The sequence below is a fragment of the Chromobacterium vaccinii genome, assembly GCF_001855275.1.
Classification (GTDB): Bacteria; Pseudomonadota; Gammaproteobacteria; order Burkholderiales; family Chromobacteriaceae; genus Chromobacterium; species Chromobacterium vaccinii.
The window spans coordinates 1415043-1440593 of sequence record NZ_CP017707.1; the positions used below are offsets into that span (position 1 = coordinate 1415043).

At 63.5% G+C, this 25551-nt stretch carries 29 protein-coding genes and 1 pseudogene; 5 read left to right on the plus strand and 25 right to left on the minus strand.

Translation table 11 applies throughout. The features are described 5' to 3' along the window. Nucleotides 1-50: 50 nt before the first annotated feature. The 18 genes from fliR to BKX93_RS06455 form a co-directional block, all read right to left on the minus strand. The gene (fliR, locus tag BKX93_RS06370; RefSeq protein ID WP_046157818.1) at nt 51-827 is read right to left on the minus strand and encodes a flagellar biosynthetic protein FliR; all 777 of its coding nucleotides are present in this window, start codon (nt 825-827) and stop codon (nt 51-53) included. Next, a complete protein-coding gene (gene fliQ, locus BKX93_RS06375) occupies nt 827-1096 on the minus strand; it encodes a flagellar biosynthesis protein FliQ (RefSeq protein ID WP_021477494.1) in 270 nt (89 codons plus the stop codon). The genes fliR and fliQ overlap by 1 nt, the downstream gene beginning before the upstream one ends. Next, nucleotides 1093-1587, minus strand: a complete 495-nt coding sequence (locus BKX93_RS06380) for a GNAT family N-acetyltransferase (RefSeq protein WP_052717427.1) — start codon at nt 1585-1587, stop codon at nt 1093-1095. Before BKX93_RS06380 ends, fliQ begins: the two co-directional genes overlap by 4 nt. Nucleotides 1588-1592: 5 nt before the next feature. After that, nucleotides 1593-2345: a flagellar type III secretion system pore protein FliP gene (gene fliP / locus BKX93_RS06385; protein WP_046157839.1), complete on the minus strand. Its 753-nt coding sequence runs from the start codon at nt 2343-2345 to the stop codon at nt 1593-1595. Further along, a complete protein-coding gene (fliO, locus tag BKX93_RS06390) occupies nt 2345-2812 on the minus strand; it encodes a flagellar biosynthetic protein FliO (protein ID WP_144408758.1) in 468 nt (155 codons plus the stop codon). Before fliO ends, fliP begins: the two co-directional genes overlap by 1 nt. Nucleotides 2813-2817: 5 nt before the next feature. Further along, nucleotides 2818-3261, minus strand: a complete 444-nt coding sequence (fliN, locus tag BKX93_RS06395; protein ID WP_046167166.1) for a flagellar motor switch protein FliN — start codon at nt 3259-3261, stop codon at nt 2818-2820. Further along, complete coding sequence (fliM, locus tag BKX93_RS06400; protein ID WP_021477489.1) at nt 3258-4262, minus strand: flagellar motor switch protein FliM; 1005 nt, start codon at nt 4260-4262, stop codon at nt 3258-3260. Before fliM ends, fliN begins: the two co-directional genes overlap by 4 nt. A gap of 7 nt (nt 4263-4269) precedes the next feature. After that, on the minus strand, nt 4270-4788 hold the full coding sequence (locus tag BKX93_RS06405) for a flagellar basal body-associated FliL family protein (protein WP_046157822.1): 519 nt from the start codon (nt 4786-4788) through the stop codon (nt 4270-4272). 107 nt (nt 4789-4895) lie between these two features. Beyond that, a complete protein-coding gene (locus BKX93_RS06410) occupies nt 4896-5858 on the minus strand; it encodes a flagellar hook-length control protein FliK (protein ID WP_052717421.1) in 963 nt (320 codons plus the stop codon). Nucleotides 5859-5912: 54 nt separating this feature from the next. Next, nucleotides 5913-6365 carry a flagellar export protein FliJ gene (gene fliJ / locus BKX93_RS06415; protein ID WP_046157824.1) on the minus strand — a complete coding sequence of 151 codons (453 nt, stop codon included), beginning with the start codon at nt 6363-6365 and terminating at the stop codon, nt 5913-5915. 9 nt (nt 6366-6374) lie between these two features. Beyond that, nucleotides 6375-7772 carry a flagellar protein export ATPase FliI gene (gene fliI, locus BKX93_RS06420; RefSeq protein WP_046157825.1) on the minus strand — a complete coding sequence of 466 codons (1398 nt, stop codon included), beginning with the start codon at nt 7770-7772 and terminating at the stop codon, nt 6375-6377. Beyond that, nucleotides 7753-8583, minus strand: a complete 831-nt coding sequence (locus BKX93_RS06425; protein ID WP_083340463.1) for a FliH/SctL family protein — start codon at nt 8581-8583, stop codon at nt 7753-7755. Before BKX93_RS06425 ends, fliI begins: the two co-directional genes overlap by 20 nt. 25 nt (nt 8584-8608) lie before the next feature. Beyond that, entirely contained in the window at nt 8609-9607 is a 999-nt protein-coding gene (gene fliG / locus BKX93_RS06430) for a flagellar motor switch protein FliG (protein WP_046157827.1), read from the minus strand. Beyond that, entirely contained in the window at nt 9600-11333 is a 1734-nt protein-coding gene (gene fliF / locus BKX93_RS06435; RefSeq protein ID WP_070979220.1) for a flagellar basal-body MS-ring/collar protein FliF, read from the minus strand. The genes fliG and fliF overlap by 8 nt, the downstream gene beginning before the upstream one ends. A 51-nt stretch (nt 11334-11384) precedes the next feature. Beyond that, on the minus strand, nt 11385-11708 hold the full coding sequence (gene fliE, locus BKX93_RS06440; protein ID WP_021477700.1) for a flagellar hook-basal body complex protein FliE: 324 nt from the start codon (nt 11706-11708) through the stop codon (nt 11385-11387). 2 nt (nt 11709-11710) lie between these two features. Continuing rightward, nucleotides 11711-13087 carry a sigma-54-dependent transcriptional regulator gene (locus BKX93_RS06445; protein ID WP_046157830.1) on the minus strand — a complete coding sequence of 459 codons (1377 nt, stop codon included), beginning with the start codon at nt 13085-13087 and terminating at the stop codon, nt 11711-11713. Between the two features lie 24 nt (nt 13088-13111). Beyond that, the gene (locus tag BKX93_RS06450; RefSeq protein WP_046167162.1) at nt 13112-13807 is read right to left on the minus strand and encodes a chemotaxis protein CheB; all 696 of its coding nucleotides are present in this window, start codon (nt 13805-13807) and stop codon (nt 13112-13114) included. Nucleotides 13808-13918: 111 nt separating this feature from the next. Continuing rightward, complete coding sequence (locus tag BKX93_RS06455) at nt 13919-14401, minus strand: low molecular weight protein-tyrosine-phosphatase (protein ID WP_425304939.1); 483 nt, start codon at nt 14399-14401, stop codon at nt 13919-13921. Nucleotides 14402-15300: 899 nt separating this feature from the next. On the opposite strand from BKX93_RS06455, the gene BKX93_RS06460 reads away from it, so the two are divergent. Then, nucleotides 15301-16173, plus strand: a complete 873-nt coding sequence (locus tag BKX93_RS06460) for a hypothetical protein (protein WP_070979222.1) — start codon at nt 15301-15303, stop codon at nt 16171-16173. Between the two features lie 80 nt (nt 16174-16253). On the opposite strand, the pseudogene BKX93_RS24585 reads toward BKX93_RS06460, so the two are convergent. Both BKX93_RS24585 and BKX93_RS25065 read right to left on the minus strand, forming a co-directional pair. Then, nucleotides 16254-16509 (minus strand): annotated as a pseudogene (locus BKX93_RS24585) (transposase); the annotation flags it as partial. Nucleotides 16510-16725: 216 nt separating this feature from the next. Next, the gene (locus BKX93_RS25065; protein WP_186009502.1) at nt 16726-16989 is read right to left on the minus strand and encodes a hypothetical protein; all 264 of its coding nucleotides are present in this window, start codon (nt 16987-16989) and stop codon (nt 16726-16728) included. On the opposite strand from BKX93_RS25065, the gene BKX93_RS06465 reads away from it, so the two are divergent. Continuing rightward, entirely contained in the window at nt 16988-17329 is a 342-nt protein-coding gene (locus BKX93_RS06465) for a hypothetical protein (RefSeq protein WP_046158289.1), read from the plus strand. The two genes, BKX93_RS25065 and BKX93_RS06465, sit on opposite strands and share 2 nt — an antisense overlap. A gap of 57 nt (nt 17330-17386) precedes the next feature. Here BKX93_RS06465 and BKX93_RS06470 read toward each other — a convergent pair whose 3' ends face one another. Then, nucleotides 17387-18316 carry a LysR family transcriptional regulator gene (locus BKX93_RS06470; RefSeq protein ID WP_070979224.1) on the minus strand — a complete coding sequence of 310 codons (930 nt, stop codon included), beginning with the start codon at nt 18314-18316 and terminating at the stop codon, nt 17387-17389. A gap of 93 nt (nt 18317-18409) precedes the next feature. On the opposite strand from BKX93_RS06470, the gene BKX93_RS06475 reads away from it, so the two are divergent. Beyond that, on the plus strand, nt 18410-19381 hold the full coding sequence (locus BKX93_RS06475; protein WP_186009503.1) for a bile acid:sodium symporter family protein: 972 nt from the start codon (nt 18410-18412) through the stop codon (nt 19379-19381). 43 nt (nt 19382-19424) lie between these two features. Here the strand turns inward: BKX93_RS06475 and BKX93_RS06480 are convergent, their stop codons facing one another. Genes BKX93_RS06480 through BKX93_RS06490 form a run of 3 tightly spaced genes read right to left on the minus strand, consistent with a single transcriptional unit; the run spans nt 19425 to nt 23675 of the window. After that, a complete protein-coding gene (locus BKX93_RS06480) occupies nt 19425-20168 on the minus strand; it encodes an aspartate/glutamate racemase family protein (RefSeq protein ID WP_046167157.1) in 744 nt (247 codons plus the stop codon). Next, the gene (locus BKX93_RS06485) at nt 20165-21358 is read right to left on the minus strand and encodes an S-methyl thiohydantoin desulfurase family protein (RefSeq protein ID WP_070979227.1); all 1194 of its coding nucleotides are present in this window, start codon (nt 21356-21358) and stop codon (nt 20165-20167) included. The genes BKX93_RS06480 and BKX93_RS06485 overlap by 4 nt, the downstream gene beginning before the upstream one ends. Continuing rightward, nucleotides 21348-23675, minus strand: coding sequence for a sigma-54-dependent transcriptional regulator (locus BKX93_RS06490; protein WP_070981722.1), 2328 nt, complete (start codon nt 23673-23675; stop codon nt 21348-21350). The genes BKX93_RS06485 and BKX93_RS06490 overlap by 11 nt, the downstream gene beginning before the upstream one ends. On the opposite strand from BKX93_RS06490, the gene BKX93_RS24590 reads away from it, so the two are divergent. Together BKX93_RS24590 and BKX93_RS25070 are read left to right on the plus strand one after the other, a co-directional pair. Then, the gene (locus tag BKX93_RS24590; RefSeq protein WP_144410315.1) at nt 23674-23895 is read left to right on the plus strand and encodes a hypothetical protein; all 222 of its coding nucleotides are present in this window, start codon (nt 23674-23676) and stop codon (nt 23893-23895) included. The genes BKX93_RS06490 and BKX93_RS24590 overlap by 2 nt on opposite strands. 66 nt (nt 23896-23961) lie before the next feature. After that, the gene (locus BKX93_RS25070; protein WP_046158284.1) at nt 23962-24663 is read left to right on the plus strand and encodes a hypothetical protein; all 702 of its coding nucleotides are present in this window, start codon (nt 23962-23964) and stop codon (nt 24661-24663) included. 2 nt (nt 24664-24665) lie between these two features. On the opposite strand, the gene bla is transcribed toward BKX93_RS25070, so the two are convergent. Continuing rightward, complete coding sequence (gene bla / locus BKX93_RS06500) at nt 24666-25439, minus strand: subclass B2 metallo-beta-lactamase (protein WP_235429325.1); 774 nt, start codon at nt 25437-25439, stop codon at nt 24666-24668. Nucleotides 25440-25551: the final 112 nt, after the last annotated feature.

Genomic DNA, 25551 nt, shown 5'->3' on the forward strand with positions numbered 1-25551 from the left:
ATTGGCGGTATTCTAGCAGAAAGCCGTCCGGCTTTACGAGACGCGCCCGGCTACTTGGCCTGCAGCATCCGCAACATCATGTCAAAGCCGATCTGGTACATGCGCTCTATCACCGGGATCATCATCGGCAGCGTCATGTACAGCGTGCAGAAACCTATCATGATGGTCAGCGGAAAGCCGAAAGAGAAGATGTTGAACTGGGGAGCCGCCCGCGTCATCACGCCGATGGCCAGGTTGGTGATCAGCAGCGCGCCGATGATGGGCATCGCCAGCCACACCCCCCACTCGACCAGATGCCCCCCCCACAAGACCAGCGCCTTGATGCCCTGCGCCGGCATGGCCATGCCAATCGGCAGCACCTGGAAACTGTGCACCAGCGCGCTCAGCACCACGTGGTGACCGTCGAAGGCGAGGAAAAGGAAGAAGGTGAGCAAGGATAGCATCTGCGACAGCACCGGCACCTGGGCGGCATGGACCGGGTCATAGAACATCGCGAAGCCCAGGCCGGTCTGCGCGCCGATGATGAAGCCGGTCAGCTCCACCGCGCTGATCACGATGCGCATCACGAAGCCCATGGACAGGCCGATCAGCAGTTGTTGCACAAGGATGGCGATGCCTTCGGCCGATACCAGCGGCACAGCGGGCAGCGGCGGCAACAGCGGCGACAGGATCACGGTCAGGATCAGCGCGAACCCAACCTTGAAGCTGCGCGGCACGCCGCGGTAGGCGAAGATGGGTTCCGTCAGGAACAAGCCGACGATGCGCGCGAACGGCCAGGCGAAGACGCCGACCCAGGCATTGATCTGGATATCGCTGATCGCCAGCATCAGCCGATCACGCTAGGTATGCTCTGGAACAACCTGGTTGTGTATTCAATCAGGGTGTTCAGCATCCACGGACCGGCCAGCACCAGCACCAGGAACATCGCCAGCAGCTTGGGGATGAAGGTCAGCGTCATTTCATTGATCTGCGTGGCGGCCTGCAGGATGCTGATCAGCAGGCCCACCAGCAGCGATGTCAGCAGCACCGGCGCCGACACGATGATCAGGATGTACAGCGCGTTCTGCACGATGCTGATGATCAGTTCCGGACTCATGCCCCCTCCTCCCGCCAGCCGCCCTTGGCCAGCAGCCAGTTATCGATTTCCACGCCATCGCGGACGACGCGGTTGGCGCGCGCCAGCCGGTAGCCGGCACGCTCGAACACCGGGCGCGACGCGTGGCTGGCCCAGGCATGGAGGGCCGTCACGCCGGCCTCTGCGGCGCGGCGTTCAAGCTCGGCGGCCATTCTCCCGCCCAAACCCTGCCTGCCGGCCCAAGGCGCGACATACAGCATGTCGAATTCGCCGTCGCGCTTCAACCAGGCGAAGCCGGCCAGCCGGCCGTCATCGGCCACCGCCTTGCAAGACCAGGCGCCTTCCAGCCTGGCGCGCCAAACCGCCTCGATCTCATCGTCCCACATCCGCTCCGGCGCCCACGCCAGGCATTGTTCGCCGGTATAAACGCCGCCGGCCAGCGCATGCACGCTGGCCCGGAACAGGGCATGACAAGCAGGCAGATCCGCCGGCGACAAACACTCCAGCCGCATCGCCGTCATCCCGTGTAGAAACTCTGCACCAACGAGCCCATCAGCAGCGTCCAGCCGTCCACCAGCACGAACAGCATCATCTTGAACGGCAAGGAGATGGTGACCGGCGACACCATCATCATGCCCATCGCCATCAGGATGCTGGCGACGACGAGGTCGATGATCATGAAGGGAATGAAGATCATGAAGCCGATCTGGAACGCGGTTTTCAGTTCGCTGATGGCAAATGCCGGAATCAGCGTCTTCATCGACACGTCTTCCTTGCTCTGCGGCTTGGGCGACTGGGAAATCTCGATGAAAAAAGCCAGATCCTTTTCCCGCGTCTGGCGCAGCATGAAGACCTTCATCGGCTTGCTCCCCTCGTCCAGCGCCTGGCTGAAGCTGATCTTGTCGTCGGAGAACGGCACCCAGGCCTTGGCGTAAACCTGGTCGAGGGTTGGCCCCATCACGAACAGCGTCAAAAACAGCGCCAGACCGACGATCACCTGGTTGGGCGGCGACTGGGTGGTGCCCAGCGCCTGCCTAAGCAGGGACAGCACGATCACGATGCGGGTGAAGGCCGTCATCATCAGCAGCATCGCCGGGATGAAGGTCAGCGCCGTCATGAACAGCAGCATCTGCAGGCTGAGCGAGTAGTTCTGCCCGCCGCCCGCCGCCGGCGTGCTGGTCATCAGCGGCAGCCCCGCCGCCGCGTCCGCCAGCAACGGCACCAGCAACGCTCCGCCGGACAGCAGAGCGATCACGATCTTTTTCTTCATCATTTGTCCTGCCGCCGCCGCTGCGCCTCGCGGCTCTTGTCCAAAGCGGCCTTCAGCCAGCGAGCGAACGGCTCGGCCGGCTCGGCCCGCTCCGGCTCCGCGCCCTCCGGCCGCGGCATCTTGTTGAGCAGATTGACCTGCTGCGGCGTCACGCCCAGCACCAGCCACTCGCCCTCCAGCTCGACGATCACCACCCGCTCCTTCTGACCGACCATGGCGCCGCCGACGACGCGGACGCGGCCCGCCCCGCCCAACGCGCCGCCTGACAAGCGCTTGAACAGCCAAGCCACGCCGATGATGGCGCCCAGCACCACCGCCAGACCCAGGATCACCTGCACCAGGCTGGCGAACGGCGACGGCGCAGCCACCGGCGTGGGAACGGCGGCCGTCGCCGCCCACAGCGGCGAAGACGCCGCAAAGCAAAGTGCGCCTCGCAGCGCCAGGCGCACTTTCACGAGTTTGCCCATATCCATTATTTCTGCAGTCGCCGTATGCGTTCCGCCGGAGTGATGATGTCGGTCAGGCGAATGCCGAACTTGTCGTTGACCACCACCACTTCGCCCTGGGCGATCAGGCAGCCGTTGACCAGCACGTCCATCGGTTCGCCGGCCATGCCGTCCAGCTCCACCACCGAGCCCTGCGCCAGTTGCAGCAGGTTGCGGATCGCGATCTTGGTGCGCCCCAGCTCAACCGTCAGTTGGACCGGGATGTCCAGAATCATGTCCAGATTGGGCGGACCGCCAGCCACGACCCCAGCGCCGATTTCCTGGAACAGGCCCTGGGCCGGCACCGCCTCGGCCTCCGCCGGCGGCGCGCTCTCGACGGTCTCCTGCTCCGCCATCGCGGCGGCCCAGTCGTCCATCGACACTTCCTCTTCGGCGCCGGCCGCGCCGCCCTGCAATTCTTCTTCGCTCATTGCTCATGCTCTCCGGGGGACTCCAGGAACTCGTTGGTCCCCGCCAGTATCTTTTCCACCTTCAGCGCGTATCGGCCCTGCACGGTGCCGTAGCTTGCCTCGAACACCGGGATGCCGGACACGTCGGCCTCCACCCGCTCCGGTATTTCTATCATCACCACATCGCCGTTCTTCAGATTCAGTATCTGCCCCAGCGTCACCTTGGCATGCGCCAGGCTGGCCACCAGCTCCACCTCGGCCGCCTGCACCTGGTGGGTCATCAGATTGACCCAGCGGTTGTCCACCTCGGTGCGGTCGGCCTGCATCGTGCTGGACAGCAAGTCGCGGATCGGCTCCACCATAGAGTACGGCAGGCAGATGTGGAAGTCGCCGCCGCCCGCGCCCAATTCGATATGGAATGTCATCGCCACCACCACTTCGGTGGGCGTGGCGATGTTGGCGAACTGGGTGTTCATTTCCGAGCGCAGGTAGACGAATTCGATCGGATAAACCGGCTCCCAGGCTTTCTGGCATTCGGCGAACACCACTTCCAGCAGGCGATGGATGATGCGCTGCTCGGTCGGGGTGAAATCCCGGCCCTCCACCCGCACGTGATAGCGGCCATCGCTGCCGAACAGATTGTCGACGATCAGGAACACCAGGTCGGGATCGAAGATCAGCAAGCCGGTTCCACGCATCGGTTTGACGTGGACGAGGTTCAGGTTCGTCGGCACCACCAGATTGCGGATGAATTCGCTGTACTTCTGCACCCGCACCGGACCAACCGAGATTTCCGCGTTGCGCCTCAGAAAGTTGAACAGGCCGATGCGCAAATTGCGCGCGAAGCGTTCGTTGATGATTTCCAGCGTCGGCATCCGGCCGCGTACGATGCGCTCCTGCCGGCCGATGTCATAGCCTCGGACACCCTGGCCATCCTGCCCGCCTTCCTCGTCTTCGTCCTCGCCGGAGACGCCCCGCAGTAGGGCGTCTACCTCTTCCTGGGACAGAATATCGTCGCCCATGGCGCGCCTACTGCTTCTGGATGATGAAGGAAGTGAAGAGGACGCTGTCGACCACGGGCTCCTCGCCCGCGTCCATCGCCTCGTTGATGATCTGTTTGACCTGCGCCTTCAGCTTGACCTTGCCTTCGGCGGTGCTGACCTCGGCCGCGGTCTTGGACGACAGCAGCAGGATCACGGCGCTGCGGACCTTGGGCGCGTAATCGGTGAACTTCTTCTTGGCCTCCTCGTCGCCAAGCTCGGCCTGCATGTCGATCTGCAGCAAACTGCCGTCATTGCCGGCCAGGTTGACCACGAAGGTATCCATCTTTTCGAAGATCGGCGGCCCATCGTGTTTTTTCTTCGGCTTTTCATGAACCTGCTCGGCCTGAGCCCCCGCCGGCTTGTTCATATTGGTGAACATATAGGCAGCCAAGGCCCCCACGGCGCCCAGCACCAGAATCAGCAGAATGATGACGATCAGCATCAGCTTGTTGCCGCCTCCTCCCGCCTTTTTTTCCGCCTTGTCCGCCTTTTTATCATCCGACATAAGTTATGACCTGTTCTTTATGGAGTTCCTAGTGAAATCTTAAACGATTTCCCGGCCATATTTTCCTGTTTTCTCGGCCTGCTGAACAGTGTCAATCTCAAATCGGGTCAAGCAAAGATGCTGAGTATGCCGCGCGCGGTCTTGATCACGCTCAACGCATCCACGCCTTCGGTCTCTCCGACGATGGGCTGGGAATGCCCTTTCTTCTGTTGGTAAGCTTGGTGCTGCTGGCCGGAATTGCCGCTGGAAACCTGGGAATCGGTCAGTTGGATGCCGTTGGAAGAGAGCATGGAACTCAGGCGGTGCATATTGCTTTCCAGCGCTTCGCGGGTCGCCGGCACCGCCGCCGTGAACAATACCTGAGCCTGGTCGGTGCCATTCATCTTCAACGTCACCTCGATCGGCCCCAACTGCGGCGGATTCAGCTGGATCTGGGCCTTGTCCATTTTCAGACTGACCATGCTCATCACTTGCTCTCCCAGCGCCTTGCCCCAGTTCGGGTCGGTCAGCGTTTGCGGCAAGGTCAGCTGCGGCATGTTGGCGTTGGCCGCTTGGACATGGGTGGATTGCTGAGGCTGCGCTTGCTGCTGCAATTGCTGCAGCGGCAAGAATTGCGCGGCCGAGGCATCCGGGTCCGGCAATTTTTGCTGACCCTCTTTCCAGTTGAAGTCTTGCTTGGCCGTCGACAACAACAGCGCTGGATCGAGCTTGGCCGTCGCTTGCTGGGCAAGCAGGTCCTGGGGCGGAGCCTTGACTTCGGCCTGCTGCGGCTGAACCTGCAGCGCCGTCAGCATCGGCATCGCCAATGCGGCCTGCAGGCTGGCGTCGCCATCATCGCTCTTGGCCGCGGACTTGTCGTCGGCAGGCTTATCCTCGTGGGAAACGCTGCCGTCCGTAGCTCCCGGCAGCGTCGCGCCGATCATGCCCATCTGGATGCCCAGCAAACTGGCGAACAAATCCCCTGCCGCGCCGCCGCCCGCGGCATTGGCAGCCGAACCCGCCGCGCCCGCGGCGCCGGTGGCGGCAGCCGGGCCGGCCTTGGTCGCCGGTGTATTCACAATGATGGTCATGACGATGTCTCGACTGAGTAGAACGAGACAAATTAAAGCAAGGAGCGTGCCAAGTCAGGAGTCGTGGCCGCGGGAGCGATCCCAGAATTGGCGGGTGGCGAATTCATCCGTCTGCTTTTGCTGAAGCCTGGCCTCTTTCTGCGCCTCCCGCTCCCGCTCCCGCTGCAACAGCTTCTCGTAGGCCTTGAACTTCTTGTATTCCATCTGCCAGGCCTGGCGCTCCATCACGAAGCGCTGCGCGCAGCGGTCGACATCCTGCTGCTGCTGGACCATCGCATCGTCCAGCCGGGACAGAAAGCGGCGGAAGTCCTGGTACTGGATGATGGAGATGCCCTGCCCGCCGCCGCTCACCAGCCGCTGCCTGTACTCCTCGCGAAAAGCGTGCAGTTGATCCAGACGCGAGCGGGATTCCGCCAAGCGGTTCTGCGCCATGCCCATCCTCTCCGCCGCCGCCTGCTGGCGCTCGTCGGCGAGATGAATCAGCAGCTCGTACTTGCTGGTCGCCATGAGTCAGGCTCAGGCCATCACGCCGGCCAGCTGCTGGCAGCAGGAGGCGTAATCGTGCGACTCGTGCATAGGCTGCATCAGGAAGCTGACCATGGGCAGCTGGCGGCGCATGGCGTCATCCAGCACCGGATCGGAGCCTGAGACGTAGGCGCCGACGCTGATCAGGTCGCGATTGCGCTGATAACGGGAATACAGCTGCTTGAAATGGCGGGCCAGCTCCATCTGCTGCTGCGGCACCACGTCCACCATCACCCGACTGATCGACTGCTCGATGTCTATCGCCGGATAGTGACCTGCCTCGGCCAGATCGCGGGACAACACGAAGTGGCCGTCCAGAATGGCGCGGGCCGAGTCGGCGATCGGATCCTGCTGATCGTCGCCTTCGGACAAAACGGTGTAGAAGCCGGTGATGGAGCCGCCCCCCTCCTCGCCGTTGCCGGCGCGCTCGATCAGCTGCGGCAGCCGCGCGAACACCGACGGCGGGTAGCCCTTGGTCACCGGCGGCTCGCCGATGGCCAGCGCGATCTCGCGCTGCGCCATCGCGTAACGCGTGACCGAGTCCATCAGCAGCAGCACATCCAGCCCCTGGGCGCGAAAATACTCGGCCAGCGCGGTGGCGTAAGCGGCGCCGTGCAGCCGCATCAGCGGCGGCATGTCGGCGGGCGCGGCCACCACCACGGAACGGGCGCGCCCCTCCTCGCCCAGAATGTTCTCGATGAAGTCCTTCACTTCCCGGCCCCGTTCGCCGATCAGCCCCACCACCACCACGTCGGCCTTGGTGAAGCGCGCCATCATGCCCAGCAGCACCGACTTGCCGACGCCGGAACCGGCGAACAGGCCCAGGCGCTGGCCGCGCCCAACCGTCAGCAAGCCATTGATCGCGCGCACGCCCACATCCAGCACATCGTGCACCGGCGTGCGGTGCAAGGGGTTCATCGGCTGGCTGTACAAGGGAAACCAGGCCTCGGGATGGATGGGACCCAGGCCGTCCAGCGGCCGCCCCAACGAATCCAGCACTCTGCCGAGCAGGCTGGCGCCCACCGGCACCTGGCGGCCCACCGCGCCATTGGCGGCCGGCGCCGCGCCGCCATCATGGCCATAGCGCGGAGGATTGAAAGACGGCAAGGGAAATACCGGCGTGCCGGGCAGCAAGCCATGAACATTGGAGAGCGGCATCAGGAACACTTTGTCGCCGGAGAAGCCCACCACCTCGGCTTCCACCGAATGGTCGTCCGCCAATGCCACGCGGCAGGCGCCGCCTACCGGCAGCTTGATGCCCACCGCCTCCATCACCATCCCGGTGACGCGGACCAGCCGGCCGCAAGGCTGCCACAGCTTGGCTGTCTCAGCCGCCGCGCCGCAGGACGCCAGCCAGTCGCGCTGGCGCTCAATCAGGCTGTCGCTCATCTCCATCCTCCAGCCCCAGCGCCCGGCTCAGCGCCGCCAGCCTGGTCTCCAGCGCCATATCCAGCCGCACAGAACTGGCGTCGATCACGCAGCCCCCTCGACGCATCTGCGGATCCTCGACCCACTGCCACGCCGTCTCCGGCGTTTCCTGCCGCAGGAATTCGCGCGCGGCGGCCAAATCTGCCGGGTTGACGCGCAAACGGGCGCTGGCCAGCGTGGACGGTAGCTCCGCCAGCGCCGCCTGCAACAGCGGCAGCAAAACCTGCTCGTCCTGATCTATCTTCTGCTGCACCAGCTTCTGGGCCAGCCCCCAGGCAAGACGCAGCACATCCTGGGAAAGCGCCTGCTCCATCTGGGCCAGTTCGCCGGAAAAGCTCGCGCCCATCTCGCTCAACGCCTGCCAAGCCTGCTCCAGCCTGGGCAAGTGCTCGGCGCGCGCATCCGCCTCACCCTGCTCCCGCCCAGCCTGCAAGCCCTGCTCGAACCCTTCCGTCCGTCCCGCCTCCAGGCCGGCGTCATGGCCCGTCTGCCAGGCTTCCTGATGGATGGCCTCCAGCTCGGCGGCGGTGGGGTAGCCCAATGCCGGCGCTTCCGGCTCGGCTTCCTCGGTTTCAGCCTCGGCCTGCTCGGCCAACGCTTCGGCTTCCGCCAGCGGAATCGGCGCAGATGGTTCGGATTCGGAGGCTGAGATGCGCTCGGCCAGGCTGGCGCCCGGGCGGCGCATCTGCGCCATCGCCACCAATTGGGCCGGGGACAGCGCCTGGGTGAAGCCATCCAGCGATGCCGGGCTCCAACTGCTCCAGCTCTCCAAGTCCTCGCCGGAAATGATGGGTCCGTTACTCGATGAGGCCTTCATCGCCGCCCTTGCTGCCTAGCACGATCTGGCCGTCGTCGGCGAGCTTGCGCACCACCTTGAGGATTTCCTTCTGCTCGGCCTCCACTTCGGAAAGCTTGACCGGTCCTTTGGACTCCAGATCGTCGCGCAGCATTTCCGCCGCGCGCTGGGACATGTTGCGGAAGATCTTTTCCTTGAGATCGGTGCTGGTGCCTTTCAGCGCGATCACCAGAGAGTCGGACTGAACTTCGCGCAGAATCGTCTGGATCGAGCGGTCGTCGATGTCCAGCAGGTTCTCGAACACGAACATCTTGTCCTGGATGCGCTGGGCCAGCTCGGGATCGTACTCGCGGATGAAGCTGAGCGCCGACGCCTCGACGTTGCCGCCCATGAAGTTGAGGATTTCCGCGGTGAGGCTGACGCCGCCGGACGCGCTTTTCTTGATGCGGTCGGAACCCGACAGCAGTTGCGTCAGCACGTCGTTGAGTTCGCGCAGAGCCTGCGGCTGCACGCCTTCCAGCGTCGCAGTCCGGATCAGCACCTCGTTGCGCATCCGCTCCGGGAAGAAGGCCAGGATGGAGCTGGACAGATCCGGCTCCAGGTGCACCAGGATGGTGGCGATGATCTGCGGGTGCTCGTGGCGGATCAGATCGGCGGCGGACGACGGGTCCATCCACTTCAGGCTCTCGATGCCGCTGTGATCGTTGCCCTGCATGATCTTGTCCAGCAGGTTGGCGGCCTTGTCCGGCCCCAGCGCCTCGATCAGCACGTTGCGCAGATATTCGTCGGACGCGCCGATGCTGGCGCGCGCGTCGCACTCCTTGCGGAATTCAGCCACCACCTCGTCGATCTGCTCGTAGCTGAGGTTGTTGATCGCCGCCATCGCCAGGGAAATCTTCTGCACTTCCTTGGGGCCGAGATACTTGAACACCTCGACCGCCTCGTTCTGGCCGAGACTGAACAGCAGCACGGCGCTTTTGCGTATTCCGTTATCACTCATCGGCGCTTATCCATTCCTTGATGACCTGGGCGGCCATGCGCGGATCAGACTTCACCAGCTCGCGCACGGCTTCCAGATTGCTGCTGTATTGGCGCTTCTGCGCTTCGCGCGGGTCTTCGCCGGCGCCGGCCATCGCGGCGCCGGGCTCGCCTTCTTCTCCGGCCACGCCCAGCAAACGTCCCCCGGTGCCCACAGCGCCGGCGGCGCCCGCCTCGCCCTCCGCGCCGCCCGCAGGCGCCGGCGGCCTGACCAGATCGCGCATGACGGGACGCACCACGCCGAACAGCAAGTACAGCACCGCGATCGCCAGCAGGCCGTACTTGATCAGGCTGGTGCCGTTGCCGCTGACGTAGTCGATCACCCGCTCCTGCATGGTGACGGGCTGGGCATTGTCAGCGAAGGCGGCGTTGACCACGTTCAGCGTGTCGCCGCGTCCGGTGTTGTAACCCATCGCCTCCTTCACCAGATTGTTGATCTGCTGCACTTCCTGCGGCGTCAGCGGCGTCGGCTTCATCTCGCCGCTCTTGTCCGGCATCCGGCGGTAATTGACCACCACGGCGGCCGACAGGCGCTTGACCACGCCGGTGGGCACCTTGGTGTGCTGTATGGTCTTGTCGACTTCGTAATTGGTGGTGATGTCGCGCTGCAGCGTGCCGCTGGCGCTGACGCCCAAGCCGGACAGATTGGCGGTTCCCGGCGCGGCTCCCGGCGGCAGCGTGATCGGCGCCGACGCCGCGGACGGCGGCTGGTTGGACAAGGCGCCCGGAACGCCGGTGGGGTTCGCCGAACCATTGACCAGTTTCTCGCTGATCTGCTGGCTGCGGGTGGCCGAAGGGTTGGGATTGGAGTTGGGCCGGTAGGTCTCCGAGGTCTGCTCGGTTTCGGAAAAGTCGACGTTGGCCGTCACCTGGGCGCGGGCGTTGCCGTGGCCGAAGATGGGCTCCAGGATGTCTTCGATCCGCTTGACGTAACCTTCCTCGATCTGGCGCACGAAACCCAGCTGGCGCTGATCCAGGCCCGAATTGTCGTCGGGCCCGGTTTGCTTGGACAGCAGATTGCCGTCCTGATCGACGATGGTGACGTTCTTCAGCGGCAGGTTCGGCACCGAACTGGACACCAGGTGCAGAATGCCCGCCACCTGGCCGCCGTCAAGCATCCGCCCCGGATACAGCTGCAGCATCACCGAGGCGGTGGGCGATTGCTGCTCGCGGACAAACACGCTCTGCTTGGGGGTGGCGATGTGGACGCGGGCGCTCTGCACCGAGGAAACGGCCTCGATGGTGCGGGCGAGCTCGCCCTCGATGGAACGCTGGTAATTGACCTGCTCGGCAAACTGGCTGATGCCGAACTTCTGATTGTCCATCAGCTCGAAGCCGACGCCGCTGGCCTTGGGCAAGCCCTGGGCCGCCAGCTTCAACCGGACATCGTAAACCTTGTCCGCCGGCACGGAAACCACGCCCCCCTCGCCCAGCTGATAGGGGATGTTCATCTGCTGCAGCGCGGCCGTGACCTGGCCGCCATCGCGATCGGCCAGATTGGAGAACAGTATCTTGTAGGAAGGCGTGCGGTTGAGGATCACCGCGCCGACGACGACGGCGAAAATCGCGGCCAGCGCCGTAAGAAACAGGATTTTTCGGTTATTCGGCAGCGCCTTGAAGCGATCACCCGCTTCATTCAGTCGCGCGCGCCAAACTGGAGTAGCGTTTTCTTCTGCCAGATCAGCCATACGGTGGTTTATGGTTTAGGTCCACCGCCGCCAGGCCGTGGCAAGGCAGCGCTAGACTTGAGTATTCATGATTTCCTGATAGGCGCTGACCAGCTTGTTTCGCGCCTGAACCATCGTCTGGAACGACAGGCTGGCTTTCTGCAGCGACACCATCACGTCCTGCAGATTGACCTCCTTGTTGTCGCCCAGCTGAAACTGCTTTTGCATCTCCTCCGATGTCTGCTGCGCCGAATTGACCTGCTCTATCGTTGATTTGAGCACGTCGGAAAAGTCGACCTGCGGCGTCTGCTGAGTCGCCTGCGGCTGTTTGCCTGAAGCCAGCGCCGCCGCGCTTTTCAGCTCGCCCAGCAACTGGTCGATATTATTGACTGACATGGCTACTCCGTGCCATTTCCCTCCGGAACATCTCCACCGGCATCCTCAGCGTCTTCATCACGGTAACGCTGCAATTTATAGCGCAAAGTGCGCTCGCTGATGCCCAGTTTCTCCGCAGCCAGCTTCTTCACGCCGCCGACCGCCGCCAATGTTTCCAGAATATGGCGTTTCTCAAGGGTTTTCATGTCGGTTTCACCCGACACCGAACTGTCCGATTCGGACTCCGCTCGGGTAAACTGCCCCACGCCTGCAATATCGCCCAGCATCAGGTCGGCGGCAAGAATTTCCGCCCCGGCGGCAAGAATGACCGCCCGCTGCACGACATTATCCAGTTCGCGGATGTTACCCTCCCAACTATAGGCCGTCAAATGACGTTCCGCATCCCTGGAAAATACCAAAGACGCCCGCCCGGCGGCCTCCGCATGTTTTTTAAGCAGGAATCGTGCCAATGGCAGGATATCATCCTGGCGCTCGGCCAGCGCGGGTATCCGCAAAGGAAAAACATTCAGACGGAAATACAGGTCTTCCCTGAAATTTCCCGCCTCCACCGCCGCCTGCAAATCGCGGTTGGACGTGGCCAGCACGCGGATGTCCAGCTTGATGGCCCGGGTGCTGCCTATCCGCTCCACTTCGCGCTCTTGCAGCACCCGCAGCAGCTTGGCCTGCAGCGGCAGCGGCATCTCGGTGACTTCATCCAGCAGAATGGTGCCCGCCTGAGCCTGCTCGAACTTGCCGGGCAACGCCTGCGCCGCTCCGGTGAAGGCGCCGCGCTCATGGCCGAACAGCGTGGACTCCAGCAGATTGTCCGGGATCGCCGCGCAGTTGACGGCGACGAAAGGCCCCGCGCCGCGCCGGGAATGGCGATGGATGTAGCGCGCCAGCACTTCCTTGCCGCTGCCGCTGGGGCCTGAAATCATCACGCTGGCGTCGCTCTGCGCCACTCTGCCCGCCAGCGCGAACAACTGGCGCATCGCGGCGGACTCCGCCACCACTTCGCCGCCGTCGTCGCCCGGCATCGCCAGCAGATGCTTCGCCACCTCGGCGAGCAGGCTCTGCGGCTCGAAGGGCTTAAGCAGATAATGGGCGGCGCCGGCCCGCAACAGCTCGATCGCGCGCTCGATCACGCCATAAGCCGTCATCAGGATGAAAGGCACGCCGGGATAGCGCTTCTTCGCCTCCTCGAACAAATCGTAGCCGTCCATCGGCGCCATCTGCGCGTCGGAAATGATCAGCCCCACCGGCTCCTTGGCCAGTTTCTGCAGGGCGGAGCCGCCGTCGGCGGCCTCCAGCGTCGGATAACCGGCCAGCGACAGCGTATCGATGATGGCCTCGCGCAAATCCGCGTCGTCTTCGACCACCAGAATCGGAAGATACTTCATGGAATCCAATGCTTCTTATTATGGTTATACCGATGGCTGGCGCTGGTGAGCCAGCATGACCAGCCGCTGGGCGATGCTGCCGAGCGCCAACACCTCGTGGGTGGCGCCGACGGCGATCGCCTCCTTGGGCATGCCGAACACCACGCAGCTCGCCTCGTCCTGAGCGATGTTCCAGGCACCGGCCTGCCGCATCTCCAGCATGCCGTTGGCGCCGTCACGCCCCATGCCGGTCAGGATGACGCCTATGCTGTTCTTGCCGACCAGATTGGCGGCGGAGCGGAACAGCACATCCACCGACGGCCGATGGCGGTTCACCGCAGGGCCGTTGTTCAACGAGGTGCTGTAGCCTATCGTCGGCGCGCTCTTGATCAACAAATGGGAATGGCCGGGCGCGATGTAGACGGTGCCGGGCTGCAGCCTTTCATTGTCCTCCGCCTCCTTCACCCGCAAGCGGCACAGCGAGTCCAGCCGCTGCGCGAACGAATGGGTGAACATTTCCGGCATGTGCTGGGCGATCAGAATCGGCGGCATATTGGCGGGCAGCGTGGTCAGCAGTGCGCGCAATGCCTCGGTGCCGCCAGTGGAGGAGCCGATGACGATGACGGTCTGGCTGGCCAGCGGCGTCTTGGTCGGCTGGCGCGGCAGAATCACGTCCGCGCTGTGGCTGGGGACGATTTCCAAAGGAGTCTTGTTCGCTCGCTCTCGCGAAGTCAAGGCCATGTTTTTACCTTGCAGACAGAGTTCGCCCGCGCGGCCGTCGGCTTCGGCCCGCCCAGGCGTGACTGGGTTGTTTCAAATAGCTTAGCAGGAGCGCCGCCTCCGGTCAGGCGTTCAGCGCAATCCGGCTTCTATCCTGGCCAGCCAGGCGTCGCAGGCGGCCTCCAGCAGGTCCAGCACCTGCTCGAAGCCCCGATCGCCGCCGTAATACGGATCCGGCACCTCCCGATCTTGCCCCAACGGCTCCAGCATCAGATGCAGGCGATCGCTCAGCCCCTCGGGACAACGCCGGCGCAGGTCGTCCAGATTATGGCGATCCGCGGCCAGGATCAGATCGAAATCAGAGAAATCTTCATCAGCCACTTGGCGGGCCCGCTGCGCGGAAAGATCGTAGCCCCGCCTGGCGGCAGCGCGCATGCTGCGCGCGTCCGGCGCTTCCCCGATGTGATAACCATGGGTGCCGGCCGAGTCCAGCCGGACCCGATCCGCCCACCCCATCCCGGCTAGCCGCTTCCGCATCACACCTTCAGCAGTTGGAGATCGACAGATATTGCCATGACAGACAAATAGAATTGATGTTTTGCTCATAATAATCATATACCTACCGACAAAATCAGTCGAAAAATCCACCCCTAGCCAGACTCATATCAGCACACTCCAGCACATACAAATCAATAACTTAGTAGCGAATGTTGACATGAAATTCGCTTTTAAACCACCCATTCTCACCGATATTAACCCCAGATTGATACTCGTCTGAATATCTATATAGATGTCACATGCGTCTCATCGGCAAAAAATATCGGCACATCGCAATGATGCACCTATTTATTTCATGAAAACTCAATCAGTTAAAATTAAAATCACAACACAAAAATCTACGCCATTTTTGTGACTAGATCGGCTTTGTTGCACAAATCAGCACCTCTTCGTGTTTTGTAGAATGACGGCATGAGCAAGTCCCCATCCCAATTGCCAGACCACCAACTGGCAGTCCTACAATCAATTCCTCAAGCAGCGAGGGCAGCTACTCCACGGGCTCGACAAGGGGATGAACTGACTGACTCCAGCCACTGGCAAGCGGGGATGCCAGCCAACTTTCTCTGATGCCTCAATTCATTTCCATCTCACCATTAAGTGCTTCTTTGGTTTGCGGCTAAGCCATGTGACTTTGACCGGCAAGTGGCAGAGCTTCAAATCTATGCAGCGATTCTGAATCGCCTTACGGATCCGGGTAGGCCGAAAACGGTACGCATGAAATATGTCCGTCCGTGCATTGCGGTAGTTCAGCCTTTAACTGGCTTGTGCAACAAAGCCAATCGGAATAAATAATTCATAGTTAGAGTCTTTTAATATGCTATTGTAATTTTACTCTTGCGGCGATGATAACCTAAACACATGCCAGCCTGGGTGAATCGAGTCAAAGCGGGAACGCGCAAGTGAACGGATGAACATTGATACTCATTGCATGGATGATTTTCTTAAGGAGATATTGAATGATTGCGAAATATGCTCGTTTTTTCCTGCTGTCCTTTGCGCTGCTTATCGCAGGAACCGCGGGGGCCGATACCAGCCGTGGGCTGCAGCGCCTAGATAGCTCCAGCATCCTGGCGTTTATCAAGACCGAGAATACGCCGAGCGCGCACGTTGAAGTTCATCTAGCCTCTGGCGCTTCCAATTACCAGACCCGCATTCTGGAAACCGCCACCACCTTCAACAACGAAATCGACGGCACGTGGCAGCTGCTGGCGAATGGCGATCTGGGCTTCATCAAGACCGCCAATACCCCGAGCGGCCGTGTGGAAGTGCACATCGCCTCGCTTGTCTCCGGCTACCAGACCCGCATTCTGGAAACCGCCACCACCTTCGGCAACGAAACCGATGGCACCTGGCAGCTGCTGGCGAATGGCGATCTGGGCTTCATCAAGACCGCCAACACCCTGAGCGGCCGCGTTGAAGTGCACATCGCCTCGCGCGCCTCCAACTATCAGACCCGCACGCTGGAAACCGCCACCACCTTCGGCAACGAAACCGACGGCACCTGGCAGTTGCTGGCGAACGGCGATCTGGCTTTCATCAAGACCGCCAACACCCCGAGCGGCAACGTAGAAGTGCACATTGCCTCGCGCGCGTCCAACTATCAGACCCGCACGCTGGAAACCGCCACCACCTTCGGCAACGAAAACGACGGCACTTGGCAGCTGCTGACCAACAATGACCTGGCCTTCATCAAGACCGCCAACACCCCGAGCGGCCGCGTAGAAGTACATATCGCCTCGCGCGCGTCCAACTACCAGACCCGCACGCTGGAAACTGCCACCACTTTCGCCAATGAAACCGATGGCGTTTGGCAGTTGCTGGGCTATTAAGGCCATCGCGGCGGCGGCAGGCCGCAAGCGAAACGGGCAAGGCCATTGGTCTTGCCCGCTTTTGTATCGGCTCATTCAGCCAGGCCCGCCAGCTTGAACAGGCTTTGGATGAAACCGATGGTCTGTCGCAACGTCAGACCGAGCAGGCCTTGACGGTCAAGCAGAACTGAATGGCCGCATCGCTGCAGGTCTGCGCCCGACCTCGCTTTACTTGCGATCTTGCCTGCCACTTCATGTTCACATCCAGCCAGATGGACAGCGAGCCGCGCTGGATCAGGGCTTGCTTGCAGGCTTGCCAGTTAGCGGTCGATACTGTTTCGAAGCAGGCTTGGTCATGCTGCTAGCTTACCAAGCCTTCAGCGCGCGGATTTGGGCAACAGAGCCTCTCCAAATCCAGCACATGCCACTTTCCGAAACTCAATGAAATACATTCCGGAAAAACGAAAACTGAATCAGAACGATGAACAATCACATTTTTAATTATTCAGAATCAACCTGAAATTGTTACACAAAAACACTGCGCCTAATTATCAAGATAGCAATTCCGACATTTCAGAAAAGCGTTTCAAAACTATACAACCATGCTAAAAAATCAAGTCGAAAAATAATAAAGCTGTACTTTAAGACATGAAATCCATATTTCACGCTCAAATATCTACATTCCAGGAATTTATATATTGCGCCGCCGCCGGATTGGAAATACCATGCGACCAGCATGTGGATGGCAGCTGGCATTGTAAAACTTGGCCAACCGCAATCCACATCGCTTTCTGCCTCAGCTTTTCCTGACAACCTCATTTCAAGGAGTGGCAACATGGCAAGCACCCTTCTCCCCAATCAGGTCCTGGGCATCAACGAATACCTGCTGTCGACCAACGGCGCCTACCAGCTGATTCTGCAAAGCGACGGCAACCTGGTGCTGTACCGGATGGCCAACCACCATCCGCTGTGGGCCTCCAACACCAATGGCAAGGACGCCATGCGCGCCATCATGCAGACCGATGGCAACTTTGTGCTGTACGACTTCCACGGCAAAGCGCTGTGGGCATCCGGCACCAACGGCAAGCCCGGATGTTTCGTCACCATGCAGGATGACGGCAACCTGGTGATCTACGAGCCGAAGATCCCGGTTTGGGCATCCAACACCGCCCAGTAAGCTCCAGGCGCCAGGACCCGCTGCAATGGCGGCGTCCGGGCGCCCCCTCCCCTCCGATCAAAGCCGTCCCGCCTGTCCTGCGCCCTGCGCCAGCGCCTGCAACTGTCCGCGCATTTCCAGCACCAGTTTCCACACCCGCTCCGCGGCCGGCGACAGCGTGCGATTGCGCCGGCGGATCAGCACGATGCGGCGACTGGCCCGCGGCGACAAGGGACGCGCCGTCAGGCCACAGTTCTCCGGCAAAGGCATTGCAAGCCCCGGCGACACGCTGACGCCGATGCCTGCGGCCACCATGCGGAACACCGAATGGGAATGGCCCAATTGCTGCGCCACCGGACAATCCAGGCCATGCTCGCGCAGCAGCTGGTCTATCAGCGGCCGGCTGCCGGAACTGCCGTCCAGCAATACCAGCGCCTCGCCGTCCAGTTGCCGCCACTCCACCCGCTCCCCGGCGGCCAACGGGTGATCGGCGCGGCACACCAGCCAGAAGTCGTCGATCAGCACCGTTTCTTGTTCCAGATCGTCGCAGGGCTCCGGCTCCACCACCAAACCAAAATCCACCTCGCCGCCGCGCACCGCCGCGACATTCAGGCGCTGGACCTGATCATGCAGGAGCAGGCCGAGTTGCGGATAGCGTTCGCGGCAGGCGGAAACGATGGCTGGCATCAAGCTGGCAGACAGCGTCGGACTGCTGGCGACGTGGACGCTGCCCAGCGCCTGCTCGCTCTCCTTGCGCACGGCGTCCAGCACCTCGTCCAACTCCTCCAGCGCCCGCCTGAGCTTGGTCAGCAGCCGCGCGCCGGCCGCGGTCAGCGCCACTTCGCGGGTGGTGCGGTCCAGCAGGCGCAATTCCAGCGCCTGCTCCAGCTCGCGCACCGCGCGGCTGACCGCCGGCTGGGTCAGGCCCAGCTCATCGCCGGCCCGGCTGAAACTGGCATGCTCGGCCACCCGGCAGAAGGCTCTTAGCTGTCTCAGCGTGAAATTCATAAAAATATCTTTTTAATTGATCAGATAAATGCATTTGTATTCTTAATTAATCCGCGCTTCAATAGCAAGATCAAACAACGAATGCCCGATGCCATGCCCAAGCTGTTGGATTCCTTCACCCTCGCATTGCTGACCACCGTCGCGCTTGCCAGCCTGCTGCCCTGCTCCGGCCAGGCCGCGCAGATCTTCAACTTGGCTACCAATCTGGCGATCGGCCTGCTGTTCTTCCTGCACGGTGCCAAGTTGTCGCGCGAAGCGGTGGTGGCCGGCGCCGGCCACTGGCGGCTGCACCTGACCGTGCTCGCCTGCACTTTCGCGCTGTTTCCGCTTCTGGGCCTGCTGCTCAAGCCGGTGCTGACGCCGCTGGTGACGCCGGAGCTGTACCTGGGCGTGCTCTACCTGTGCATGCTGCCGTCCACCGTGCAGTCGTCGATCGCCTTCACCTCGATGGCCCAGGGCAATGTGCCGGCCGCCATCTGCAGCGCCACCGCGTCCAACCTGCTGGGCATCTTCATCACCCCGCTGCTGGTGGGCTGGCTGATGGCCAGCCACAGCGGCGCGGCGCAGAACATGGGGTCTGCGCTGGACATCGTCTACCAGTTGCTGCTGCCCTTCATCGCCGGCCAGATCGCCCGCCGCTGGATAGGCGGCTGGGTGGACAAGCACAAGGCCTTGCTGAAATACGTGGACCAGGGGTCGATCCTGATGGTGGTGTACACCGCGTTCAGCGCGGCGGTGATCAGCGGACTGTGGCAACAGACGCCGCCAGCGGCGCTGGCTGGCCTGCTGGCGGTCAACGCCATCCTGCTGGGCCTCCTGCTGGCGATCACCTCGCTGACCGGCCGCAAGCTGGGCTTCAGCCGCGAAGACCGGATCACCATCTTGTTCTGCGGCTCGAAGAAGAGCCTGGCCAGCGGCGTGCCGATGGCCAAGGTGCTGTTCGCCGGCCACGCGATCGGCGCCATCGTGCTGCCCTTGATGCTGTTCCACCAGATCCAGCTGATGGTGTGCGCGATGCTGGCCCAGCGCTTCCGCAAACGGCAGCTGGCCGAAGCCCGCGCCTGAAAGAAAACCCCCGCCGCAGCGGGGGTTTTTCGTCAGCAAGCCGTCAAGCCTGCCGCGACAACGAGGTGATCACCGGCAGCGACTCCTTGCCGTAGCACAGCCGGCTGGGGCGCACCCGCATCCGCGCCAGCGACAGCAGCAAGCTGAAGCCGGCCTGGTTGGGGTCGATCACCGGCACGTAGCAGCCCAGCGTCGCCTCCAGCAGTTGCTCCACCCGGCGCGCCACGCCGACGAAGCCGGTGCAGCCAAGCAGGATGGACTGCGCGCCGTCGCGGCGGACAGCCTCCAGCGCGCATTCGTATACCTTGGGCACCACCACATCCATATTGGACAGCTGGTCCACCGGGCAGTCTATCGCCCGGATCGAGCTGAACGAATCCTGCAGGCCGTAAGCCTGGACATGGCCATGCTGCATCGCCATCGTCGACTGCAGCACGGTGACGATGGAGAAGCGCTGGCTGAGCAGCAGCGCGCTGAATGCCGCAGTCGGAAAGCCGCCGACAATGGGGATGTTCACCGCCTCGCGCGCGGCTTCGACGCCGCACATGTCGAAGTCGCTGAGCCAGATGCCGTCGAAACCCTCGCGCTCCAGCTGCAGCGCCGTTTCCACCACCGCCAGGCCGTTGGCCAGCCAGTCGATGCGGTCCTGGATATGGCTGGTACCGCGCGGCAGGTTGCGCACCTCCACCTCGACATCGGCCGGGATAACCGGGCGGATGGATTCCAGTATCGGCTGGTTGAAGGTATCGACGCCCACCGGCACCAGCACGCAGATGCGCAAGCTCATCGCGCGCCCTCCACGCATGCATCCACCGGCGCGTACGGCCCCAGGTAGCCAAGCTGCGCCAGTTCGTCGACGAAGCTTTGCAGGATCAGGCCCTTGCGCAGCGGCGCGGCGGCCGGCAATGCGATCACCGCCGCCTTCCGGCCGCGCACGGCCGGGTCCAAGCCATGGTCATCGCCCGACAGGTCGCCGTTGCTGAACACATGCTGGCCATCGCCTTCGACAAAGTAGCAGATGGCGTCCGGCGCGGTCGCCAGCGGATGGAAGACCGCGCTGTCCCAAGCCAGCAGCGATTCGTTCTGGTACAGCACCGTGCAACGGCGCTCGCCGTCCTCCAGGCTCACCTTGCCCAAATCGAAGCCGCCGGCGGTGGCCACCTCGGACGACGCCAGCGTCGCCGGGCCGAACAGCAGCTTGCCCTTGATGTCGAGCTCGCGGCGCAGGAAGTCCAGCATCGCCTCCGCGGTCTTCACCTTATCGTCCTGCAGCGCGCGGCCCAGCTTCAGCGCCCGGCTCAGGGTGCCGCGCACCGGCAGCGCGCCGTCCAGTTGTTCCGGCGACATGATCCACATTGCCAGGCCACCGAATTGTCCGAACTGCGGATTGGTCAGAATGGGACGCAGCATCTGCTCCACCACGGTGGAAACGTCTTCCTGCGGCTTGCCGTCCGGCGGCGGCATGCGCACGCCCAGCTCCACGCACAAGCCGCTCTCGCCGGCCAGGAAAGCCGGCGTAGGCGGCACGCCGGCGGCGGCGTAGGTCAGCATCGGCAAGGACGGCACCGCGCGGCCGGCGCCGTCGGCGTCCACCACCGCCAGCCCCAGCTTGGCCGCCACCAGGCTGGCCACCACAAAACCCAGCGCGCCGCTTTCCGGCGCCGCCACGTAGGCCAGCTTGCGCCCCTGCGACTCCAGCCGTTGCTGCGCGGCGCGCGCGGCCTCCACCGGCCCGTTCGGCCATCGCACCCGGTTGATCGCGTCCGGCGCGCCCATATAGGCCACCATCACGCAGTCGCCGTCGGTCGCCTCGTCCACGTCCACCACCCGCACCTTGTCGGTCGGGTAATAATCGCCGCTGCGGAAATTCGCCGCCAGATGGCGGGCGGAGATCATCGTCCCGCCGCCGCCGCTGCCGAAAAAGCACGCGCCTTGCAGCAAGGGTTCCAGATCGCGGGATGAAAGTTCAAAAGCCATGGCTTGCACCTGTTGTTGCGTTGTAGTCGGCGCGGCCGCCCGGCAAGCCGCCGAGCAGGCGACGCGCCCTTTGCAGCACGGGGTGGGCCGGCTCCCCGCGGCCATCGCAGGCCCGCAAGGTGGTTTCCAGCATCTCCCGCGCCTGTTCTTCCCTGCCCGACGCGGCCAAAAGGTCCGCCAGCCGGGCCGCGGCCTCCACTCTGGGCGGCACCGCGCCCAAGGCTTCCGCGGTGGTCAATGCGCTGCGCAAGCCTTGCTCGGCGCCGGCGGTATCGCCCTGCGCCCTCAGCGCGCTGGCGCGCGCGATCAGCAACTCGCCCAGATAGGCGCGCTCCTTGTGCGCCATCGCCAGCTCCAGCGCCTGCTCGGCCAGCGCCCTGCTCTCGGACGCCCGTCCCGACGCCAACAACAGCTCGCAGCGCCGCCAGGCGTAGAAAGAGTGGAACAGCTTGCCGCCATGCCGCAGCATCTGCCCCTGGTAGCCCTCTTGCATCGCGGCCTCCGCATCCTCTGCGCGCCCCTCTCTAGCCAGGCCGCAACCGAGGAAAAACTGGGCGACGCCCAGGTAGAAGGCGAAGCCGTGCTGCCGGGACAGCTGCTCCATCTGCGCCGCCAGATCGCCCAGCGACGCGTCTTCGAACAGGCAGGCCAGCCATACCGCGCCCTGCAGCGCGATGGCGCGGCTGAAGGGCTGTTCCTCGCCGGCCCGCCTCGCCAGCAGCGCCTCCAGCGCGCATCGCGCCCGGGCGAACTGCCCCAGTTGGAAGGCCGCCAGCCCCTCGAAGGTCAGCACCAGCCCGCTCAGATCGAAACCCTGGGTGCCCATGCGCCGCCCTGGGCCTCCGCCCAGCAAGCCGCCCCGCTCCAGGCAGGCCAGCACTTCGGCGTGGTCGCCTAGCCAGAACAGGGTGTTGGCCATCACGAAATGGGCGTCGGCCAGCGCGCTGGCGTCGCCGGCCGCCTGGCCGCGCTGCAGCATCTGCTGCGCGGTGCCGCGCGCCCGGTCCAGTTCCAAAGACATCAGCTGGCTGGTCCAGATGCCGAACAGGATGGACATGATCTCCGGCTCGCAATCCAATTCCTTGCCCACAGCCAGCGCCGCCTCGTAGCAGGACAGCGCCTCGCCGTTGGACCAGCCGTGCCGCGCGCTGTGGCAGATGCCCAATTGGCGCAGCAGGTGGAAATGCTCCTCCCTCGCCTCCTGCTGCAGCGCCGCCTCCTCAAGCAAGGTCAATCCGCGCGACAGAACGCGGGACGCCTGCTCGAGATCGCCCGCCTCCAGCAGCCTCCCGCCCTCTTCCAGCAGCCGGCGCAGCGTCTGGCGCTTGTCCTCGCGCGCGCCCAGCCGGCGCTCCACCACCTTGCGCCCCACGCCCAGCATGCGCGCGGCCGCGGCCTTGTTGCCCCGGCACAGCTGCAGCGCCCGATTGAGCAGCAGGGTCTCGGCAGCCGCCAGCTTGTCCTCGCCCGGCAGGGCCAGCATGGCGTCCGCCAACTCGTCCGCGTCGGCCTGCCACGGATGGGCGTGCGGCTCGAGGAATTCGTCCAGCGCCGCCGCCGTGATCAGCGGACCGTCGGACAACACGCCCAGCCTGTCCACCAGGCTGCGCAGCTGGCGCACGTTGCCGGGCCAGCGGCTGTTCTGCAGCCGCGACACGGCGTCGGGAGCGAAGCGCAGCGGGCGCGGCTGCGTCGCGGAGAAATGTTCGACCAGAGAAGGGATGTCGTCGCGGCGCTGCTCCAGCCCCGGCAGGCTGAGCACGAACACCGACAGGCGGTAGTACAGATCCTCGCGAAAACGGCCATCGCGCACCGCCGCCTGCAGGTCGCGATGGGTGGCGGCCACCACGCGGCCGGCGAAATGCTGCGGCTCGGCCGAACCCAGCGGGCGGAAGCTGCGCGTTTCCAGCACCCGCAACAGCTTGGGCTGCAAGGCCAGCGGCAGCTCGCCGATCTCATCCAGGAACAGCGTGCCCCGGCCCACCTGGGCCAGCAGGCCGACGCGGCTGCCTTGCGCGCCGGTGAAGGCGCCGCGGGCGTGGCCGAACAGCTCGGCCTCCATCAGGTGCTCGGGAATCGCCGCGCAGTTCAAATCGATGAAAGGCTGGCCCGCCACCAGGCTGTGGCGGTGCAGCTCATGGGCGATGACCTCCTTGCCCGCGCCCGTGGGCCCCCAGATCAACACCGTCTTGTCGGTCGGCGCCACCCGCCGCACCAGTTGCAGCAAACGCTGGAAAACCGCCGACTGGCCTATCGCCCGCTCGGCCGGACCAGGCGGGACGGAAAGCGGAGAAACATCGTGCGCGGAAATGTCCATGGCGACCTTGAGCAAAGGACGCGCCAGGCTGGCGCGCCGAATATGGCAAGGCATTATGCCAACGACTTTCAAAATGACAAGAAAGACGAGCGGAGATGGCGTCCGGATTCATCCATCAAAAAATCGAAAAATGGACGAATTCGTCCACCAGGCGGGGCAACGAATCGGGACAAGCGCAATGAATACAATACTTTACAAACTGGCACGCTTGCTGCTGTAGACAGCCGATGCCTCTGCAGCGGCCACAGCCGCCCGGCAACGAAAAACACACACCCGGACATTGGGCATGAACGCTCGCTACACCATCAATATTCTCAACAACAGCCGACACGCTCAGGACTTCTTCCTGTTTCAGGAACCCGCCCGCTACGCCGGCGCGGACAGCGCCGTCTACAGCAACAGCCTTTACCACCGGACGCTGCCGCCTATCTCCGAGACCGGCTCCATCCTGATCCTGGAGCTGCTGTCGTCCAGCTTCGCCGCCGCGCAGGCCCGCCTTGATCCGGCGCCGCGCGCCGGCCTTCCCTCCGGCCAGGCCATGTCCTGCCAGCCGGTGCGCGCCTCGCGCTCAGGCTTGCCCTCCCCCAACGCGGTCACCATGAGCCTGGGCCCCGAACCGGAACTGAGCGCCCCCCGCCACCACCCCGGCGTGGACGAGGAGGCGTTCCGCATCAGCATTCCCCACTACGACGCAGGACGGCGGCCCTGCAATGTCGGCCAGGCGGTGCGCACCGGCGACGGCCGCATGGTCCTGTCCAGCTTCATCGACGCCCAGCCGGACAGCCACATCGATTGCGCGCCGCTGCCGCGCTTCTATGCCGGCGTCGGCCGCCGCCACGCCGGCACCGTCATCGACTTCGACAACAGCAGGCAAGGCGCGGCGCTGTGCGACGCCAGCGAAGGCCATACCACCTTCAACCTGATCTACGACCACCGCGGTGACTGGATCGTCGAGGCCGTCAAGGGCCGGCCCGCCTGGCAAGGCTGAACTCAGCGCGCCTGCGCCGCCGCGTCCGAAGCCTGACGCCTCAACAGCTGGCGGTAGTGATCGATCAACTCGGGGCCGTGCAGGGCGTCCAGGTGGCCGGCGATGACGGTATCGATGTCCAGCCCGCTGAGCGCGAGCCTGTCCAGCGTCTTCGGGTACTCGTTCAAATCGGCGTAATGGAGATTGCCCAGCTCCTGCTTGAGGATGCAGTTGCCGTACAGCACCTTCTCTTCCGGGAAGTAGACGAAAATGCCGTCACGGGTATGCGCCGCCCCCAGATGAAAGGCCTTGACCTTGCCGCCCTGCAATTCGAAATCGCCGGGAAACACCCGATCAGGCATTGAGGCGGGCAGCGCCGGGTAATCCGGAAAACCCTGCCGGGTAAAAGCGACGATGTCGTCCCAGCCGCGGCTCATCTCGTCGACCGTCTGCCGGGTGGCGACGATGCGGGCGCCGATCGACTTCCAGTACGCGTTGCCGCCGGCCCGGTCGGTGTGATAGTTGGGATTGATCACCTCGGCGATGGGCTTGTCGGTGACCGCGCGTATTTGCCGCGCCAGCTCGCGGGCGGTGTCCGGCGTCCAGGTGGCGCCCACCACGGTCACATGCTCCGCGCCGACGTATACCGCCGAGTTCTCCTTGGCGTAATAGTCGTCTTCCACCACGTACACGCCGCCCTTCAGGTGCTTGAGGCTCAGGCTGCCCTGCGCCGCGCAGGCCCCGGCCGCCAGCGCCAGGCCCAGCATCGCGCCGGCAAATTTAAATATTCTGTGCATTTTATTTTCCATTTATATTTCAAATAAAGGCGGCGATTTCCCAAATTTCCATTCCTGGGAGAACTCGCCGCTCGCCTGCCGCTCCAAAATCACGGTTCCTGCCAAACCTTGA

What these genes read in the sequence shown, in the direction of transcription:
- BKX93_RS06475 (WP_186009503.1), top strand. Translation starts at nt 18,410, where the DNA reads ATGCCCAAGCTGTTGGATTCCTTCACCCTCGCATTGCTGACCACCGTC.
- BKX93_RS06380 (WP_052717427.1), bottom strand. Translation starts at nt 1,587, where the DNA reads ATGCGGCTGGAGTGTTTGTCGCCGGCGGATCTGCCTGCTTGTCATGCC.
- fliP (WP_046157839.1), bottom strand. Translation starts at nt 2,345, where the DNA reads ATGAAGAAAAAGATCGTGATCGCTCTGCTGTCCGGCGGAGCGTTGCTG.
- BKX93_RS06480 (WP_046167157.1), bottom strand. Translation starts at nt 20,168, where the DNA reads ATGAGCTTGCGCATCTGCGTGCTGGTGCCGGTGGGCGTCGATACCTTC.
- fliF (WP_070979220.1), bottom strand. Translation starts at nt 11,333, where the DNA reads ATGGCTGATCTGGCAGAAGAAAACGCTACTCCAGTTTGGCGCGCGCGA.
- BKX93_RS25070 (WP_046158284.1), top strand. Translation starts at nt 23,962, where the DNA reads ATGAACGCTCGCTACACCATCAATATTCTCAACAACAGCCGACACGCT.
- fliR (WP_046157818.1), bottom strand. Translation starts at nt 827, where the DNA reads ATGCTGGCGATCAGCGATATCCAGATCAATGCCTGGGTCGGCGTCTTC.
- BKX93_RS06405 (WP_046157822.1), bottom strand. Translation starts at nt 4,788, where the DNA reads ATGTCGGATGATAAAAAGGCGGACAAGGCGGAAAAAAAGGCGGGAGGA.
- fliE (WP_021477700.1), bottom strand. Translation starts at nt 11,708, where the DNA reads ATGTCAGTCAATAATATCGACCAGTTGCTGGGCGAGCTGAAAAGCGCG.
- BKX93_RS06485 (WP_070979227.1), bottom strand. Translation starts at nt 21,358, where the DNA reads ATGGCTTTTGAACTTTCATCCCGCGATCTGGAACCCTTGCTGCAAGGC.
- BKX93_RS06450 (WP_046167162.1), bottom strand. Translation starts at nt 13,807, where the DNA reads ATGGCCTTGACTTCGCGAGAGCGAGCGAACAAGACTCCTTTGGAAATC.
- BKX93_RS06445 (WP_046157830.1), bottom strand. Translation starts at nt 13,087, where the DNA reads ATGAAGTATCTTCCGATTCTGGTGGTCGAAGACGACGCGGATTTGCGC.
- BKX93_RS25065 (WP_186009502.1), bottom strand. Translation starts at nt 16,989, where the DNA reads ATGTTGCCACTCCTTGAAATGAGGTTGTCAGGAAAAGCTGAGGCAGAA.
- fliG (WP_046157827.1), bottom strand. Translation starts at nt 9,607, where the DNA reads ATGAGTGATAACGGAATACGCAAAAGCGCCGTGCTGCTGTTCAGTCTC.
- BKX93_RS24590 (WP_144410315.1), top strand. Translation starts at nt 23,674, where the DNA reads ATGGCGACCTTGAGCAAAGGACGCGCCAGGCTGGCGCGCCGAATATGG.
- fliQ (WP_021477494.1), bottom strand. Translation starts at nt 1,096, where the DNA reads ATGAGTCCGGAACTGATCATCAGCATCGTGCAGAACGCGCTGTACATC.
- fliJ (WP_046157824.1), bottom strand. Translation starts at nt 6,365, where the DNA reads ATGGCGACCAGCAAGTACGAGCTGCTGATTCATCTCGCCGACGAGCGC.
- bla (WP_235429325.1), bottom strand. Translation starts at nt 25,439, where the DNA reads ATGCACAGAATATTTAAATTTGCCGGCGCGATGCTGGGCCTGGCGCTG.
- BKX93_RS06455 (WP_425304939.1), bottom strand. Translation starts at nt 14,401, where the DNA reads ATGATTATTATGAGCAAAACATCAATTCTATTTGTCTGTCATGGCAAT.
- BKX93_RS06465 (WP_046158289.1), top strand. Translation starts at nt 16,988, where the DNA reads ATGGCAAGCACCCTTCTCCCCAATCAGGTCCTGGGCATCAACGAATAC.
- BKX93_RS06470 (WP_070979224.1), bottom strand. Translation starts at nt 18,316, where the DNA reads ATGAATTTCACGCTGAGACAGCTAAGAGCCTTCTGCCGGGTGGCCGAG.
- fliI (WP_046157825.1), bottom strand. Translation starts at nt 7,772, where the DNA reads ATGAGCGACAGCCTGATTGAGCGCCAGCGCGACTGGCTGGCGTCCTGC.
- BKX93_RS06410 (WP_052717421.1), bottom strand. Translation starts at nt 5,858, where the DNA reads ATGACCATCATTGTGAATACACCGGCGACCAAGGCCGGCCCGGCTGCC.
- BKX93_RS06460 (WP_070979222.1), top strand. Translation starts at nt 15,301, where the DNA reads ATGATTGCGAAATATGCTCGTTTTTTCCTGCTGTCCTTTGCGCTGCTT.
- fliM (WP_021477489.1), bottom strand. Translation starts at nt 4,262, where the DNA reads ATGGGCGACGATATTCTGTCCCAGGAAGAGGTAGACGCCCTACTGCGG.
- BKX93_RS06490 (WP_070981722.1), bottom strand. Translation starts at nt 23,675, where the DNA reads ATGGACATTTCCGCGCACGATGTTTCTCCGCTTTCCGTCCCGCCTGGT.
- fliN (WP_046167166.1), bottom strand. Translation starts at nt 3,261, where the DNA reads ATGAGCGAAGAAGAATTGCAGGGCGGCGCGGCCGGCGCCGAAGAGGAA.
- fliO (WP_144408758.1), bottom strand. Translation starts at nt 2,812, where the DNA reads ATGGGCAAACTCGTGAAAGTGCGCCTGGCGCTGCGAGGCGCACTTTGC.